Genomic DNA, 15243 nt, shown 5'->3' with positions numbered 1-15243 from the left:
CAAAATGTCAAATTATCCTTTAAACTCAATTATTTATCTAATTTATCCTCTCTGCCCAGCTTGTTAACGGCCGATGTCACGTGCGAAGACCAAGCTGTCAGAGCTGCATGCTTTTCCTCCGACCATGTATGGCGCTGATACACCCCGGCGATACCCGATCGCGTACCGCTAAGGTGGTTAAGAACAGCTTCCGTCACTTCAAATCGGACGCCCAAACGTTGGAGTCCCGTAGCGCAAGTCCGTCTGAGATCGTGAAACCGCCAAGACGGCAGTTCGCCCTTATCGAATTCCGTAAGTTCGAGCTGCTTAATCATTTGGGTGCAAAACCGGTTGAGGCGCGTCTTCGCTACGGAGAACCCGCGAGCCGGTTTGTCCCCGCTTGCTGTAATGATGTAGCCCGAACTCGGCCACACATCACGTTTGTTCCCTTGCTGTTTCGAGATAGCGTCCAAGATTTCAATGACCTGAGCACTCAAGGGCACATCATGAGCGATGCCGTTTTTCGATCTTTGGGCTGGGATCGTCCAACGCCCATCTGCCCGTTTTACCTCTGCCCATGTCATACCCGCCACCTCTTCGCGACGCTGTCCCGTAAGAATCAGAAGCCTTACGAAGGAGCTAAAGGGATAGCCCAGTTTATTTGCCGCATGCCAAACCACAGTGAGTTCCACGTCGTCCAAAACCCGATCTCGCGATACGGGGGCGGGCGGCGGCTCCATTTCGCTCATGGGAGACTGAGGTAGGTCTCCACGACTGACAGCCCATCTCAACAGCCGCCGAAGCGCTGCAAATGCGTTACGACGACTAGCCGGCCGATCAGCCATACGATCCATGATCGTTGAGATGTCAGAGCGCCGAATTTCAGTGAGCGGTCGATCCTTGAGCACCGGCATGGCTTCACGCCTGAGAAGGCCGGCGGCAAGCTCATGACCACCTTTCCACTCACTCGCGAGATACTCGGCGATGAAGCGTTCAGCGTAGGCGGAAAAGGCAAGATCGATGGCAGCGTGTCGTTTCTCCCGCTTGATAAATCCAGGATCTTCTCCACGATCAACAATATGAGATAGCCGCTTTGCTTCCTTCCTGGCTTGATCCGGGGTCCAGGCGCCATGAGCGCCAATCGTATGCCTTTGGACCTTCGATGCCCGGCCGCCCATTCGGTATTGGAAGATATATGTCCGGCCACCGGACGGCGTGAGCTTCAGGCCAAATCCTTTAATTTCGTTATCCCACAGGAATTGCGGGGTTGCGCCCACCTGAAGTGCGTCCACCGCCCGCTTTGTAATGTGTCCTTGCGCCATATCGAGTCCTAGCAATCACCTAGCAATCACATTAGCGGGAATTGCAGGGGAAGGCAAAGGAACGTGTGGTAATAAAATGGCGGAAATTAGCCAATATTTCTCTTATGGCCGCCTTGGCGTACACCCTATCATCAAACTTCCAAGCTTGTGATGCGGGTTCGATCCCCGCTACCCGCTCCACGCTTTTCCGTCGTTTGCTAAGCCCCGCCCCCGGATTGTTTTGCTCCGTGTTTTGCTCGCATCCTCTCCGCGAGCGAAATAACGACGGCGGCGCTATCCACATATGTGCTGCGTATCTTGCCCACACGGGGTAAGTGTGGCCTGCCGGCCGCCTTGCGCGGTGCCCATTCGCCGGGATGATTGCCGCTCTTTGAGCGAGGTGGCGGGTGTCTGACGAGATCGGGGATTCAGCAAGCGAACGGGCGACTACTCAAACCCAACGGAGAAAGCCATGGGAGCAACCGTCACCGACCAGACCGAACAACCCCGCATCTATGTGGCCTGCCTTGCGGCCTACAATTACGGCATCCTGCACGGGGCATGGATCGACGCCGATCAAGAGCCGTGGGCGCTATGGGATGAGGTCGCGGCCATGTTGCGCGCCTCGCCGCTGGCAGATGCCGGAGAATGGGCCATCCATGATTATGAAGGGTTCGGGGGCACTCGCATTGACGAAGACGAATCCTTGGACTGAGTTGCCGAACTGGCCGCGTTCGTTCATCAACATGACGATCTTGGCGCGGCCTTGCTCCACCATTGCGGCGGCGCTTCGGGCCAGTAGAGGCTAATCGGATTGTCGATCAGCAGCTTGCGCTGGAGTTCAAGCGTCGGGGCGATACGCGGGACCATGTCGACCAGCGCGCCATCGTCAGCTATTGCGTCCTGCATGTTCGGGTGCGGCCAGTCGGTCCCCCACAGCACACGGTCGCAATAGCCGGCGATCAGGGGCGCGACTGCCGCAACGAAATCGTCCCAGGGCGGACCCTTGGCGTCAAGCCGGTCGGGGCAGGTCACCTTCATCCAGATGTCGTCCCGGCTATCTAGCAAAGCGCGTAACGCTCGCATGTCAACGCCATCCGGCCCCTGTGCGACGTCAGGCCGCCCCATATGATCGATGACGATCAGCGTCGGAATCGCGTCGAGGAAAGGACGCAATTCCTCCAATATATCCGCCTCGAAATAAACGACGACATGCCAGCCAAGCGCCTCGACACGCCGGGCGATGTCGAGAAATTTGTCTTTGGGCGCGTTATCGACCAGCCGCTTGAGGAAGTTGAACCGAACGCCTCGGATCCCGCCGGCGTGCAATCTGTCCAGCTCCGCATCGGAAATCGCCGGATCAACCACGGCGACCCCGCGCGCCTTGCCATCGGATTTTGCGATGGCATCCAGCGTCGCACTGTTGTCGGTGCCGTGGCAGCTCGCCTGCACGATGACGTTGCGCGAGAAGCCAAGCCGGTCACGCAGCGCGAACAGCATGTCCGCACCGGCATCTTCGGGCAGATATTTGGATTGTGCGCTGAACGGAAACTGCGCCATCGGCCCGAACACATGGCAATGCGCATCGACCGCGCCGGGCGGTGGCGTAAAGCGCGGGACCGACGGATTACCATGCCAGCTGATGATGCGCTCCTGCGTATCGGCACTCATGCGAAAACCACTCCGTCCATCAATTTGCGTGCAGTGCGCAGCATTGCTGCGCTGACTACCGTGCCGTTTTCGTCCAGTTCCATGAGGCAGGTCGTCTCGCCGGTCGGATGCTCGACCGACAGCGTCTTTCGACGCCCATCGCGAACATCCGCAACTTCGGCAGCGGGCGACCCGGCGATCAGACAGGCGGTAGCCACGCTGACCGCACCCAGCACCCCGATCGACGCATGAGCGCGATGCGGGATGAAACTGCGTACCGTGACCGCGCCACCATTGCGGGGCGGGGCGACCAGCATCATCTTGGGGACCGATTTGTCGGTCACGTCGCCCAGGTTCATCCGCTCTCCAACCGCCAGCCTTATGGCTTCGATCTTCGCTTTCAATGCCGTGTCCGCGTCCAGCTCGTCACGGCTTTCATATCCTGTTGCGCCGACATTACTTGCTTTCATCACAACGCAGGGCATCCCGTTGTCTATCAGTGTCACCGGCACGCCGTTGACGATATCGACCGCATTGCCGGTGGGCAGAAGCGCCCCGCAAGATGACCCAGCAGTGTCGCGAAACTCCAGTGGCACGGGGGCCGCAACACCCGGCACGCCATCGATACGCGAGTCCCCTGCATAAGTAACAACGCCGCCGGGCGTCTGCACTGTTGCCATCGCACCTTGTCCGGTATTTTCCATGTAGATGAAAACGCGCGTCTCTCCATCCTGCGCTGCGACCAGCCCACGCTCGATCGCGAACGGTCCAATTCCGGCAAGAATGTTGCCGCAATTCTGGCTTTCGGACACCAGAGCCTTGTCAACGAAGACCTGCAGGAACAGATAATCGACGTCGATCCCCTCGCGCGTCGACCTTGCGACCACCGCCACCTTGCTGGTCAGCGGGTCCGCGCCACCCATGCCATCGATCTGGCGTGCATCGGGCGATCCCATGACACGCAAGAGGAAGGCGTCGCGTTCCGTGGTGTCTGTTGGCAGGTCATCCTTAAGGAAATAACCCCCCTTCGATGTTCCCCCGCGCATCCACATGACGGGCGCGCGATCAGACATATTTCAACCCTATCTCGGCCAGCTTGCCGCGCATGTCGTAAATATCGAGGCCCAGTTCGCCGGAGGCCAGCCGCTGGCGTTTCGCTTCTTCCAGTGCCTCGCGCGCCTGCGCCTTGGCCAGCACCGCTTCGGCATCCACGCGCGGTACGATGCACACGCCATCGTCGTCGGCAATCACCACGTCGCCGGGATTGACCAGCGCGTTGGCGCACACGACGGGAACATTGACCGATCCGAGCGTGGCTTTGATCGTCCCCTGAGCATGGACTGTCCTGGACCAGACGGGAAAGTTCATATCTTTCAGATCACGCAGGTCGCGTACACCTGCGTCGATGATCAGGCCGCGACATCCGCGCGCCTGCGCCGATGTTGCCAGCAGATCGCCGAAATAGCCGTCCGAGCAGGGGCTGGTGGGCGCGAGCAGCAGCACGTCGCCTTCGCGCAGTTGTTCGATGGCGACATGCACCATCCAGTTGTCGCCGGGCGGTGCGGAGATGGTGACGGCGGCCCCGGCGATCCGGGCGCCAGTATAAATAGGCCGCATATAGGGTGCGAGCAGGCCAGTTCGCCCTTGCGCCTCGTGGCATGTCGCCACGCCGCATTTCGCGAGGCCATCGATCACGGACAACGCCGGGCGTTCGATATTCTGGACGACGATGCCAGCCATGCTCTTCTCCTGATTTGTGCGACCTGATGCGCGTTTCGTCTGGCTCTGTGCAAATGGGAACTCGTGCATCAGGCATAAGTAATTGCTAATGATCGATTCGAATGAGCCCGGATCAACTCAACATTCGTCACCTCATGGCGCTCCCGCTCGTCGTGCGCAGCGGCAGCATCAGCGTGGCGGCGCGCGCGGTGAACCTGACCCAGCCGGCCATCACGCAGGGAATCGCCAAGCTGGAGCGGCAGATTGGCATGGCGCTGTTCGATCGTGTGCCGGGCACACTGGTTGCGACACCGGCGGCGCATTTGCTGGCTGAGCGCGCCAATAACGCGCTGCGTTTGCTGGGCAACCGACGCGCCACGGCGGCACAGATCCGCGCCTTCGTCGCTTTGGCGCAATATGGCAGCTATGCGGCGGCGGCGGGCGCGACCGGGCTGGCCGAAGCCTCGCTGCATCGCGCGGTCGCCGACCTGTCGTTGGCGCTGGGCACGCGGCTCGTCGATCGGCGGGGCCGTGGAGTCATGCTCACCCGGCGCGGGGACGAAATTGCGCGTAATTTTCGGCTCGCGCTGGCCGAACTCCGATCCGGTCTTGCGGAGATTGCTGCATTGCAGGGCAGGGAGGTAGGCCATATCGCGGTCGGTGCCATGCCGCTATCTCGCGCTCGCCTCCTGCCCAATGCAATAGCCACATTTCTTCGCGACCATGCGCAAGTCGACTTCTCTGTCGCCGAAGGATCGCACGCCGAATTGCTCGGACCGCTACGGGACGGCGATATCGACATGATGATCGGCGCGCTGCGCGACGAACCTCCCGGTCCGGATCTGGTCCAGACCGCCTTGTTCACCGATCAGCCGTTGATATTGGCGCGCCCCGGCCATCCGCTCGCCCAGGAAGCAGGGCGACCAAACCCGGCAGATCTGGCAGCGTTTCCCTGGGTCATGGCCGCGGAGGGTACGCCTCTGCGCGGGCTGTGGCGGCACATGTTCGCGCTTGCTGATGTCGAACTGCCAAAAGTGCCAGTCGAATGTGGTTCGGTCATCACCATTCGCCAACTGCTCGGGCAGACCGACTTTCTCACCATGCTCTCGCCCGATCAGGTGGCGGTCGAACTGGAAGCAGGCTGGCTCGTTCAACTGGGGGTTGCGCCCGGTGTGGTCAATCGCATAATCGGCCTCACAACCCGCGCCGACTGGCGACCAACGCCGCTGCAACTGAAGTTCATGGCAACGCTGGAAGAAGAGGCCGGAAAGATGCGTCCCGTCCCCAAGGATTAGCATCAGCTTATCGCTTCGGCGGTGATTGGATTGGCGCCCATGTCCTCCCGATGGCTACAAGAGCGGCATGGAGGTAATGACCGGATTGATCGGCTTCGGAGAAGCGGGCCGCACTTTCGTCCAGGCGGGTGATTGGGTCGTGGGCTGCCGTATCTATGACAGCAAGACGGACCGTGCCGACACGCGCGCCGCCAAGCTGGCCGATTACGCCGCAGCGCAGGCAGACGGGCGTGATACGATGGCGGAGATCGTCATTGGTGCCGACCTGTTGCTCTCGCTCGTCACTGCGGATCAAGCACTGCCCGCGGCAGAGGCTGCCGCCGCCGACCTTTCCCCTGGCACATTCTATTACGACATGAACAGCATTGCGCCGCAAACCAAGCTGGCCGCAGCGCGCGTGATAGAGGCCGCTGGTGGCCATTATGTCGATGTGGCGGTGATGGCGCCGGTCAATCCCATCCGTCTCGCTGTTCCATTGCTATTGAGCGGCGCACAGGCGGAGGCTGCGACCGAACAGCTTGCCGCACTGGGTTTCACCAATATCCGCGTCGTCGGCGATAGCGTTGGCCGGGCTTCGTCGATAAAGATGATCCGTTCGGTGATGGTCAAGGGGCTTGAGGCGCTGACCGCCGAATGTGTGCTGGCCGCAGAGGCCGCCGGTGTACGCGAAGAGGTTATCGCCTCGCTCGATGATAGTGAGAAGCCCAAACCTTGGGATAGCCACGCCGACTATAATCTCGACCGCATGATGGTCCATGGTCTGCGCCGCGCCGCCGAAATGGAAGAGGTGGTAAAGACGCTCGATGGGCTTGGCACCGGCGCGGAGATGACACGCGGCACGGTCGTGCGTCAGCGCGCCATTGGCGGGCTTGGCCTGGATCGGCCCGCCGAAGGATTGTCGGCCAAGATTGCGCAGATAGAGTTGATGAGAAAGCAGAACGCATGACACTGGTGATCGACTGTCACGGCCACTACACCGTGCTGCCCAAGGGCCATGACGCCTGGCGCGATGCGCAGAAGGCGGCGTTCAAGGCGGGTGAAGCCGTGCCACCCTATCCCGCTATCAGCGATGCCGAAATCCGTGAGACGATCGAGTCCAACCAGCTGCGCCTCATCAAGGAACGCGGCGCGGACATGACGATCTTTTCGCCCCGCGCTTCGGCAATGGCGCCCCATGTCGGTGACGCGGCGATGGCCAAGGAATGGGCGATACGCTGCAACGATCTTATCGCGCGCGTTGTCGCCCTCTATCCCGATGTGTTCGCGGGCGTGTGCATGTTGCCGCAATCGCCGGACACCGACATGCGCAATTCGATTGCCGAGCTGGAGCGTTGCGTAACCGAACTCGGTTTTATCGGTTGCAACCTCAACCCCGATCCCAGCGGCGGGCATTTCCGCCAGCCGCCGTTGACGGACAGATATTGGTATCCCTTCTACGAAAAGATGGTGGACCTGGATGTTCCGGCGATGATCCATGTGTCGGGCAGCTGCAATCCGGCGATGCATGCCACTGGCGGTTATTATATCGCCGCCGATACCATCGCCTTCATGCAATTGCTGGAGGGCGATTTGTTTGCGGATTTCCCGACATTGCGTTTTATCATTCCGCATGGCGGCGGTGCGGTTCCCTATCATTGGGGGCGTTATCGCGGCCTGGCCGACATGCTTCAAAAGCCAGACCTGTCGACGCACCTGATGAACAATATCTTCTTTGATACCTGCGTCTATCACCAGCCGGGCATCGATCTGCTGGCAGACGTGATCGATAGCAGAAATATCCTGTTCGGCTCTGAAATGGTCGGCGCAGTCCGTGGCATCGATCCCACGACGGGCCATTATTTCGACGATACCAAGCGCTATGTCGATGCGCTCGACATTAGCGCGGAAGCGCGCGACGCGATCTTCGCGGGCAATGCGCGCAAGGTTTTTCCACGCCTGGATGCCATGCTGAAAGGGCAGGGGCGATGATGGCCGACATTCCCAAACGCCAAAACATTCACGATTATCTGGCCGAGTTGGAGGATATTCCCGGCACCCGCGTTTTCACCACCGTGCGGGCGTGCAAGGGCTATTGGCTCAACCAGTTCTGCATGACGCTGATGAAAGCGGAAAATCGCGCACGCTTCAAGGCTGACGAAAGCGGTTATCTGGAAGAATGGCCGTTGACCGAGCCGCAGAAACAGGCGGTGCTGGACCGTGATTATAACGCGGCGCTGGATGAGGGTGGCAATATCTACTTCCTCGCCAAACGGTTCTTCACCGATGAGAGCTTTTGGCAGGCGGTCGGTACGATGTCCGGCATGAGCGCCTCCGACTATCAGGCGATGATGATCGCTGGCGGTCGCTCACCGGTCGGCCTACGCTCGATGAAGGATCCCTATTGATGGCCCGTATAACTGCTGGCGTTGGCGCCAGCCATGTTCCGGCGCTGGGCGCGACGATCGACCATGGCAAGACGCAGGAACCCTATTGGAAGGATTGCTTTGCCGGGTTCGAGTGGACCCGCGCCTGGGAAGCGGCGCAAAAGCCGGACGTCGTGATCCTGGTCTATAACGACCATGCCAGCGCCTTCGACATGAACTTCATCCCCACTTTCGCGATCGGCTGTGGGGAACGCTACAAGAGCGCGGACGAGGGCTGGGGACCGCGCCCGGTTCCGCAAGTGATCGGGGATCCCGATCTCGCCTGGCATATCGCCCAGTCGTGCATCCTCGACGAGTTCGACATGACGATCGTCAACCAGATGGATGTCGATCACGGACTGACCGTGCCATTGAGCCTGATGTTCAACCAACCGGAAGCCTGGCCGTGCAAAGTCGTTCCGCTGGCGGTCAACGTCGTCACGTATCCGCCGCCGACCGGAAACCGGTGCTACGCGCTCGGCGAAGCTATCGCCCGTGCCGTGGAAAGCTATCACGAGGACATAAACGTCCAGATCTGGGGCACGGGTGGCATGAGCCACCAGCTACAGGGGCCGCGCGCCGGTCTCATCAACGCCGAATGGGACAATCGCTTCCTCGACGATCTGGTCGATGACCCGCAACGCCTCCGTCACATCCCGCACATCGAATATCTGCGCGAGACCGGGTCCGAGGGGATCGAGATGGTCATGTGGCTCATTATGCGCGGTGCGCTCGGGCCAAATGTCCGCGCACTGCATCGCCATTACCACGTCCCGGCATCCAACACGGCGGTCGGGCATATCGTGCTCGAACCGATCGCCTGACGGCAAAGATACAAGGAAATTCCATGCGTATAGCCCTGGCCGGCGCCGGTGCGTTCGGCGAAAAGCATCTCGAAGGTCTGAAAAAGGTCGATGGCGTTGAAATCGTCTCGATCATCAGTCGCACTGGTGAACAGGCTGCGGCGGTCGCCAGCAAATATGGCGCCAGGCATAGTTCAGAGCATCTGGAAGATGCGCTTGCCCGCGACGATGTCGATGCGGTTATCCTCTGCACGCCCACGCAGATGCACGCCCAACAGGCGCTTGCCTGCATGAACGCGGGCAAGCATGTCCAGGTGGAAATCCCGCTCGCCGATAGCTGGGCCGATGCGCAAGCCGTTGTGGCGAAGCAGCAGGAAACGGGCCTTACCTGCATGGTCGGCCATACCCGCCGCTTCAATCCCAGCCACCAATATGTCCATAACCGGATCGTAGCGGGCGAACTCACCCTGCAACAGATGGACGTGCAGACCTATTTCTTCCGCCGCAAGAATATCAATGCGAAGGGTGAGGCACGGAGCTGGACCGACCATCTGCTCTGGCACCATGCCGCACATACGGTCGACCTGTTCGCCTATCAGGCCGGCCGGATCGTACAGGCCAATGCGATCGAGGGGCCTATCCATCCCGAACTGGGCATAGCGATGGACATGTCGATCCAGTTGAAGAGCGAGAGCGGCGCGATCTGTACACTGTCGCTCAGTTTCAACAATGACGGGCCGCTGGGCACCTTCTTTCGCTATATTGGCGATAGCGCGACCTATATCGCGCGCTATGATGAGCTGGTGAACGGCAAGGAACAGCCGATCGACGTCAGCCATGTCGCGGTGTCAATGAACGGCATCGAATTGCAGGATCGCGAATTCATCGCCGCCATCCGCGAAGCGCGCGAACCCAACGGTTCGGTCCGCCAGGTGCTCGACTGCTATCGCGTACTGGGTGATCTCGAAAAGCAGCTCGCGTCGTGACGGTGCGCCGTACCCAGGTTGCGATCATCGGTTCGGCGCCGGCGGGGCCGATGCTCGGTCACCGGTTGCGTAGCGAAGGGATCGACTGCGTTGCACCTGGAGCGGCAGCATCGCCGCTTCAGGCTTTTGCGTACCGGACGGTATCGCCAGCGGCACATGCAAGCTGTCGCCGATAACGATGCCGCCCGGTGCATCCGGGTCAGGCGTCTTCCAGCGCTACGGCGTTGACGATGTGGGCCTGCGTATATTCCAGCAGGCCCGCTTCGCCCAGTTCCGCGCCGAGGCCGGACTGTTTGACGCCGCGGAACGGGATATTGGGGTCGATGGCGAGATGCTGATTGACCCACACCGTCCCTGTATCGATGCGCATGGCGACGGCCATCGCACGATCGACATCCTTGCCCCATACCGTGCCGCCCAGGCCATATTCGGAATTGTTGGCGCGGGCGATGACATCATCGATGTCGGTATATTGCAGCACCGGCAGGACGGGACCGAATTGCTCTTCGGCCACCAAGGGGGCTGAGTCGTCAAGATCGCGCACGATGGTGGGCGGAATGAAATAACCCGGCCGGTCCAGCGCATCGCCGCCCGCCAAAATGGTCCCGCGACCGCGTGCGTCCTCGATCAATGCCATGACCTTGTCGAATTGCATCTTGTTCTGGATCGGGCCGATCGTCGTGCCCTGCTTGGCGCCATCGTCTACGATCGCCGCGTTGGCGAGGATCACGAGTTCGTCGCAGAAATCTTCATAGAGAGCGGCCGGGACATAGGCTCGTTTGATCGCCACACATATCTGGCCCGCGTTGGTCATCGCGCCCTGATAGACTTTGCGGGCGACCCGCCGTGCATCGACATCGTCAAGAACGATGGCCGCATCATTGCCACCGAGTTCCAGTGTGACGCGCTTCACCGTCCCGGCCGAGGAGGCCATGACCTTCCTGCCGGTCGCGGTCGATCCGGTGAACGCGACCTTGGCGATGTCCGGATGACCGGTGATGAGCGCGCCCATTTCATTCTGGTCGCACAGGATGTTCACCACGCCGGCCGGCAAAATCTGCTGGCACAGTTCGCCGAACAACAGGGTGGTGAGTGGCGTGGTCGGCGCAGGCTTGGCGATCATGGTGTTGCCGGTGAGCAGCGCCGGGGCCAGCTTGTTCATCAGCAGTATCACCGGGAAGTTCCACGGCGTGATCGCCGCAATGACGCCCAGCGGCGTGCGATGTTCGATGACACTGTTCCCATTGTCGTTGCGCAGCGTCCTGGGCGCGATGCGCATCTGGGCGAAAGCGCGCAGCGTGTAGATGCTGCCCATGATTTCGTAACCGGCCTGATCGAGTGGCTTGCCCTGTTCGCGCGTCAGCAGGCTGGCAAATTCGCCGCTCCGTTCTTCCAGCGCATCGGCGAGCGCAAGGATCAGGGCCGCGCGGTCATCCATAGATCGGGCCGACCATGCAGGCAGGGCGCCTTTTGCGGCGGCAACGGCGCGCTCCAGCAGGGCCTCATCCGCTTTCGGACAACGGGCAAAGACTTCCGCTGTCGCGGGGTTGATAACGTCGAAGCTGCTGGGGCCGGTAACCAGCTCACCGTCTATCAACATGCGAAATTGCACACTCACTATCGCTCTCCTATGAATGCAAGGAACTTTGTCCGCTTTCGGTATCGCTATAATCGAAGGCCGACTGTATCCTGCATATGTATGCTAAGGATACAATGACGGCAAGGGGTATCGTTTGGGCATGAAACAGGGTTCGGATCTCAAGGCGCTGATGGGCTATCAAGTACAGCGCGCGCACCTGATCATGGAGGCGGACGCACGCGCCGCGCTGTCTTCCTTTGACCTTTCCCCAGCAAAACTGACGGCGCTGATTCTTATCCGTGACAATCCCGGAAGCGACCAGACTGCGTTGGGCAAGGCACTAAGCGTCAACCGTTCCAGCGCCATGAAACTGGTGAACATATTGGCTGACCGCAACCTGGTCGAGCGGCGGTCGGGCCGGGATCTGCGCACCAATGCCCTGCACCTCCGTCCGGAAGGGGAGGCGCTGGTGGCGGCGATGCTGGACGCCACACGTCAGTCGGATGCCCGCATGACGGCTCGTTTGACCGCGGACGAGGTGCGCACGCTGCATACGTTGTTACGCAAACTTGGACCCGATATTCCGAAGCGCAAGGGCGCGGTGAAGCGCGACGACAAAGGCTGATCGAGCCGGGGGTTGGCTTGGGCGCCGGGCCTGACGAACAGCGTCTGACAATCAGGGATTGCGCAAACTGTATCACTGGCGCACAATATGCCGGACAGATCAAACAGTCTGATTCGGGGGGATGCGTGGCGGCACGTGGTGGCGGGAGAACCGTCGATGCGCGCTCCAGTCCGATGATGGCTCCAGCATGGAGTATCGCGCTTGACCAAGGTTGCCAGCATTGGCGGACAGGAAGCGCTCGACCGTTCGGTGCGCGTGCTTCCGCTGGACCGTTTGTTGCGCCCGCGATCCGTGGCGATCGTTGGCGCGTCTGACAAGGTCGGCGCGCTGGGCGCTTCGGTGCTGGGTAACCTGATCAAACAGGGATTTGCCGGCGACATTCATCTGGTCAACCCCAAACGCACGGAGATTGGCGGACGGGCGTGCGTGTCGTCCGTGGATGACCTGCCCGAAGGGGTGGACGTTGCCGTGCTGGCGATACCGCGCGCGGGTGTGCTGGATGCGATGCGCGGTCTGGCGCGGCGACGGGCGGGGGCGGCGGTCATTTTTTCGGCGGGCTTTGCCGAGGATGGACCGCAGGGACTGGCCGATCAGGAGGAGATCGGTAGAATCGCACGGTACGCAGGCATGGTGGTGGAAGGCCCCAACTGTCTGGGTTTCGTCAATTTCCGCGACCGCGTGTCGTTGACCTTCATCGAGATGCCGGAAGCACTGGCGCAAGGTGCGCGGCGCGTCGGCTTCGTGTCGCAGTCCGGCGCGATGGCCGCCGTGGTGGCAACGACGATGATCCATCGGGAAGTGCCCTTGAGCTGCTATATCTCCACCGGGAATGAGGCGGCCAGCGGTGTCGAGGATTATCTTGCCCATCTGGTCGAGGATACCGAGACCGCCGTCATCGGCATGATCGTCGAGCATTTCCGCGATCCGACCCGCTTTCTGGCGGGCGCGCGCGCGGCGCATGCAGCGGGGAAGCAGGTGGTTTTGCTGCACCCTGGCCGCAGCGATGCGGGCGCGGCGAGTGCGGCCACACATACGGGCGCGATGGCGGGCGACTATGCCGTCATGCAGGTCCATGCCGAACGGGCGGGCGTCATTGTGGTCCAGTCGCTCGAAGAACTGGGCGACGTGGTGGAGATCGTCACGCGATGCGCGGCAATGACGGCGGGCGGCACCGGGGTCATCGCCGAATCGGGCGCTTTCAAGGCGATGATGCTGGATCTGGCCGAAACGGTCGATCTCCATCTTCCCGTGCTTACCGATGCCGACAGTCCGGCACTGCGCGCGGCTTTACCGGATTTCGTGCCTGTCACCAATCCGCTGGATATAACGGCGCAGGGTCTGGTGGATGCAGGCCTCTATGGAAGGACGTTGGCGGCGCTCGCCGCCGATCCGCGCATCAGCACCATAATATTGACGCTGATCCAGACCGCAACCGGGACATCGCACATCAAGTTCGCGGCGGTCATCGAGGCGATCAAGGCGATCGACACGACCAAGCCGATCATCGTGACCGGTGTCGACGAGGGCGGCGGGGTGCTCGACGAGGACATCCGGGCATTGCGCCAGATGGGCGTCACCTACCTGCCGACGGCGGAGAGGTCACTGCGGGCCCTGGCGCGGATAACCGCTTTTCTGCAGCGGGATACGTCCATTGAAAACTCCGACACCGCGCCGGTCACCGGCTTGACGCAGGCGGGCAGCAGCGTGCCCGAATATCGGTCGAAGGCGATCATGGCGCAGCATGGGATCGCCTTCCCTGATTTTGCAATGGCCCGCACTCTGGATGAGGCGGTGGAGTCGGCGGCACGGCTAGGTTATCCGGTTGTGTTGAAAGCACAGTCCCCCGAACTGCCGCACAAAAGCGATGCGGGTGGCGTTATCGTCGGCCTTAAAACGCGCGGGGAACTGGTCGATGGTTGGCATCGGCTGCATGCCAATATCGCCGCATCCCGGCCCGGCCTGTCGTTGGACGGTATATTGGTCGAGGGCATGGCGGAACGCGGCGTCGAAATGATCGTGGGCGGACGCAATGATCCGCATTGGGGGCCGACCATTCTCGTCGGGTTCGGTGGCGTCGCTGCAGAATTGCTGCATGATGTTCGCCTGCTGCCAGTCGATCTTGGTCGAGACGCCATCATCGCCGAAATCAGGAAGCTGCGCATGGCGCCGCTGCTGGATGGCTTTCGGGGTGCGCCGGCGATGGACATCGACGCACTTGCGTTGCTGGTGCAGCGGCTGGGACATGTGGTCGCTGCCACGCCCATAATCCGGGAAGTCGATCTCAACCCCGTGATCATCTATCCGCAGGGCAAGGGCGTACTTGCCCTCGACGCCCTCATCTCTCTGTGAGGCGGCACGCATGACAACCGATATTCACAGCTATCTGGCCGAGTTGGAGGATATTCCCGGAACGAGGGTATTTACCGCTGCGCGCGCACGGCAAGGGTTCCATCTCAACCAGTTTGCCATGAGCCTGATGCGCGCCGACAATCGCGCGCGGTTCAAGGCCGACGAAGCCGCCTATCTGGACGAATGGTCGATGACGCAGGACCAGAAGGCGGCAGTGCTGGCGCGCGATTATAATCGCTGTCTGGAACTGGGCGGCAATGTCTATTTTCTGGCGAAGCTGTTTTCCACCGATGGCATTCCCTTCGCGCAGGCGGTGTCGACCATGACCGACATGAATTTCGAGGATTATACCAGAATGATGGTCGCTGGTGGCCGGTCGCCCGTGGGCCAGCGTTCCATACGGGACCAAAACTGAAGGGGCGCATGATATTTGGACTCATGGAAAAGGGCGCGCACTGGCATGATCCCGGAACGCCCCCTTTCCATGCGGGCCTGCCGGTTTAGAGCGGCTGATCCGATTGTATCGGATCAGCCGCTCTAAACTTTTGTTTTTAC

Annotated in this window: 16 protein-coding genes; 11 read left to right on the top strand and 5 right to left on the bottom strand. The window is 60.9% G+C overall.

Annotation, left to right across the window (positions count from 1 at the left end; translation table 11 throughout):
• Window positions 1–29: 29 nt before the first annotated feature.
• Window positions 30–1301, bottom strand: a complete 1272-nt coding sequence (locus WG908_RS03065; RefSeq protein WP_340185100.1) for a tyrosine-type recombinase/integrase — start codon at window positions 1299–1301, stop codon at window positions 30–32.
• Between the two features lie 451 nt (window positions 1302–1752).
• On the opposite strand from WG908_RS03065, the gene WG908_RS03060 reads away from it, so the two are divergent.
• Window positions 1753–1995 carry an antirestriction protein ArdA gene (locus tag WG908_RS03060; protein WP_340185099.1) on the top strand — a complete coding sequence of 81 codons (243 nt, stop codon included), beginning with the start codon at window positions 1753–1755 and terminating at the stop codon, window positions 1993–1995.
• A gap of 26 nt (window positions 1996–2021) precedes the next feature.
• Here WG908_RS03060 and WG908_RS03055 read toward each other — a convergent pair whose 3' ends face one another.
• The 3 genes from WG908_RS03055 to ligK are packed head-to-tail and all read right to left on the bottom strand — an operon-like array spanning window position 2022 to window position 4670.
• Window positions 2022–2951: an amidohydrolase family protein gene (locus WG908_RS03055; protein WP_340185098.1), complete on the bottom strand. Its 930-nt coding sequence runs from the start codon at window positions 2949–2951 to the stop codon at window positions 2022–2024.
• The gene (locus WG908_RS03050) at window positions 2948–4003 is read right to left on the bottom strand and encodes a 4-oxalomesaconate tautomerase (protein WP_340185097.1); all 1056 of its coding nucleotides are present in this window, start codon (window positions 4001–4003) and stop codon (window positions 2948–2950) included. Before WG908_RS03050 ends, WG908_RS03055 begins: the two co-directional genes overlap by 4 nt.
• Window positions 3996–4670 (bottom strand): 4-carboxy-4-hydroxy-2-oxoadipate aldolase/oxaloacetate decarboxylase, encoded by a 675-nt coding sequence (ligK, locus tag WG908_RS03045; RefSeq protein WP_340185096.1) that lies wholly within the window; start codon window positions 4668–4670, stop codon window positions 3996–3998. The genes WG908_RS03050 and ligK overlap by 8 nt, the downstream gene beginning before the upstream one ends.
• Window positions 4671–4771: 101 nt before the next feature.
• Here ligK and WG908_RS03040 point away from each other — a divergent pair, with 101 nt between their 5' ends.
• The 7 genes from WG908_RS03040 to WG908_RS03010 all read left to right on the top strand — a co-directional run bounded on the left by WG908_RS03040 (window position 4772) and on the right by WG908_RS03010 (window position 10311).
• The gene (locus WG908_RS03040) at window positions 4772–5944 is read left to right on the top strand and encodes a LysR family transcriptional regulator (RefSeq protein ID WP_340185095.1); all 1173 of its coding nucleotides are present in this window, start codon (window positions 4772–4774) and stop codon (window positions 5942–5944) included.
• Window positions 5945–6011: 67 nt separating this feature from the next.
• Window positions 6012–6890 (top strand): NAD(P)-dependent oxidoreductase, encoded by an 879-nt coding sequence (locus tag WG908_RS03035; RefSeq protein ID WP_340185094.1) that lies wholly within the window; start codon window positions 6012–6014, stop codon window positions 6888–6890.
• The gene (locus tag WG908_RS03030; protein ID WP_340185093.1) at window positions 6887–7912 is read left to right on the top strand and encodes an amidohydrolase family protein; all 1026 of its coding nucleotides are present in this window, start codon (window positions 6887–6889) and stop codon (window positions 7910–7912) included. The genes WG908_RS03035 and WG908_RS03030 overlap by 4 nt, the downstream gene beginning before the upstream one ends.
• The gene (gene ligA, locus WG908_RS03025) at window positions 7909–8328 is read left to right on the top strand and encodes a protocatechuate 4,5-dioxygenase subunit alpha (RefSeq protein ID WP_340185092.1); all 420 of its coding nucleotides are present in this window, start codon (window positions 7909–7911) and stop codon (window positions 8326–8328) included. The genes WG908_RS03030 and ligA (WG908_RS03025) overlap by 4 nt, the downstream gene beginning before the upstream one ends.
• Complete coding sequence (locus WG908_RS03020; RefSeq protein ID WP_340185091.1) at window positions 8328–9170, top strand: class III extradiol dioxygenase subunit beta; 843 nt, start codon at window positions 8328–8330, stop codon at window positions 9168–9170. Before ligA (WG908_RS03025) ends, WG908_RS03020 begins: the two co-directional genes overlap by 1 nt.
• Before the next feature lie 23 nt (window positions 9171–9193).
• Window positions 9194–10135, top strand: a complete 942-nt coding sequence (locus tag WG908_RS03015) for a Gfo/Idh/MocA family oxidoreductase (protein ID WP_340185090.1) — start codon at window positions 9194–9196, stop codon at window positions 10133–10135.
• Complete coding sequence (locus tag WG908_RS03010) at window positions 10132–10311, top strand: FAD-dependent monooxygenase (protein WP_340185089.1); 180 nt, start codon at window positions 10132–10134, stop codon at window positions 10309–10311. Before WG908_RS03015 ends, WG908_RS03010 begins: the two co-directional genes overlap by 4 nt.
• Before the next feature lie 23 nt (window positions 10312–10334).
• Here the strand turns inward: WG908_RS03010 and WG908_RS03005 are convergent, their stop codons facing one another.
• A complete protein-coding gene (locus tag WG908_RS03005; protein WP_445326660.1) occupies window positions 10335–11735 on the bottom strand; it encodes an aldehyde dehydrogenase family protein in 1401 nt (466 codons plus the stop codon).
• Window positions 11736–11874: 139 nt separating this feature from the next.
• Here WG908_RS03005 and WG908_RS03000 point away from each other — a divergent pair, with 139 nt between their 5' ends.
• From WG908_RS03000 to ligA (WG908_RS02990), 3 genes are all read left to right on the top strand, one after another.
• A complete protein-coding gene (locus tag WG908_RS03000; protein WP_340185380.1) occupies window positions 11875–12339 on the top strand; it encodes a MarR family winged helix-turn-helix transcriptional regulator in 465 nt (154 codons plus the stop codon).
• A gap of 201 nt (window positions 12340–12540) precedes the next feature.
• Complete coding sequence (locus WG908_RS02995) at window positions 12541–14688, top strand: acetate--CoA ligase family protein (RefSeq protein ID WP_445326652.1); 2148 nt, start codon at window positions 12541–12543, stop codon at window positions 14686–14688.
• A gap of 10 nt (window positions 14689–14698) precedes the next feature.
• The gene (gene ligA / locus WG908_RS02990; protein WP_340185087.1) at window positions 14699–15103 is read left to right on the top strand and encodes a protocatechuate 4,5-dioxygenase subunit alpha; all 405 of its coding nucleotides are present in this window, start codon (window positions 14699–14701) and stop codon (window positions 15101–15103) included.
• Window positions 15104–15243 lie beyond the last annotated feature (140 nt).

This window comes from Sphingobium anseongense (genome assembly GCF_037725245.1).
Lineage (GTDB): Bacteria > Pseudomonadota > Alphaproteobacteria > Sphingomonadales > Sphingomonadaceae > Sphingobium.
Note: the sequence above shows the minus strand (reverse complement) of the source record. Positions and strands in the feature narration are given on the sequence as shown.

Coding starts and splice junctions, on each gene's coding strand:
- WG908_RS03065 (WP_340185100.1), bottom strand. CDS start 1,301: ATGGCGCAAGGACACATTACAAAGCGGGCGGTGGACGCACTTCAGGTG.
- WG908_RS03060 (WP_340185099.1), top strand. CDS start 1,753: ATGGGAGCAACCGTCACCGACCAGACCGAACAACCCCGCATCTATGTG.
- WG908_RS03055 (WP_340185098.1), bottom strand. CDS start 2,951: ATGAGTGCCGATACGCAGGAGCGCATCATCAGCTGGCATGGTAATCCG.
- WG908_RS03050 (WP_340185097.1), bottom strand. CDS start 4,003: ATGTCTGATCGCGCGCCCGTCATGTGGATGCGCGGGGGAACATCGAAG.
- ligK (WP_340185096.1), bottom strand. CDS start 4,670: ATGGCTGGCATCGTCGTCCAGAATATCGAACGCCCGGCGTTGTCCGTG.
- WG908_RS03040 (WP_340185095.1), top strand. CDS start 4,772: ATGAGCCCGGATCAACTCAACATTCGTCACCTCATGGCGCTCCCGCTC.
- WG908_RS03035 (WP_340185094.1), top strand. CDS start 6,012: ATGGAGGTAATGACCGGATTGATCGGCTTCGGAGAAGCGGGCCGCACT.
- WG908_RS03030 (WP_340185093.1), top strand. CDS start 6,887: ATGACACTGGTGATCGACTGTCACGGCCACTACACCGTGCTGCCCAAG.
- ligA (WP_340185092.1), top strand. CDS start 7,909: ATGATGGCCGACATTCCCAAACGCCAAAACATTCACGATTATCTGGCC.
- WG908_RS03020 (WP_340185091.1), top strand. CDS start 8,328: ATGGCCCGTATAACTGCTGGCGTTGGCGCCAGCCATGTTCCGGCGCTG.
- WG908_RS03015 (WP_340185090.1), top strand. CDS start 9,194: ATGCGTATAGCCCTGGCCGGCGCCGGTGCGTTCGGCGAAAAGCATCTC.
- WG908_RS03005 (WP_445326660.1), bottom strand. CDS start 11,735: ATGTTGATAGACGGTGAGCTGGTTACCGGCCCCAGCAGCTTCGACGTT.
- WG908_RS03000 (WP_340185380.1), top strand. CDS start 11,875: ATGAAACAGGGTTCGGATCTCAAGGCGCTGATGGGCTATCAAGTACAG.
- ligA (WP_340185087.1), top strand. CDS start 14,699: ATGACAACCGATATTCACAGCTATCTGGCCGAGTTGGAGGATATTCCC.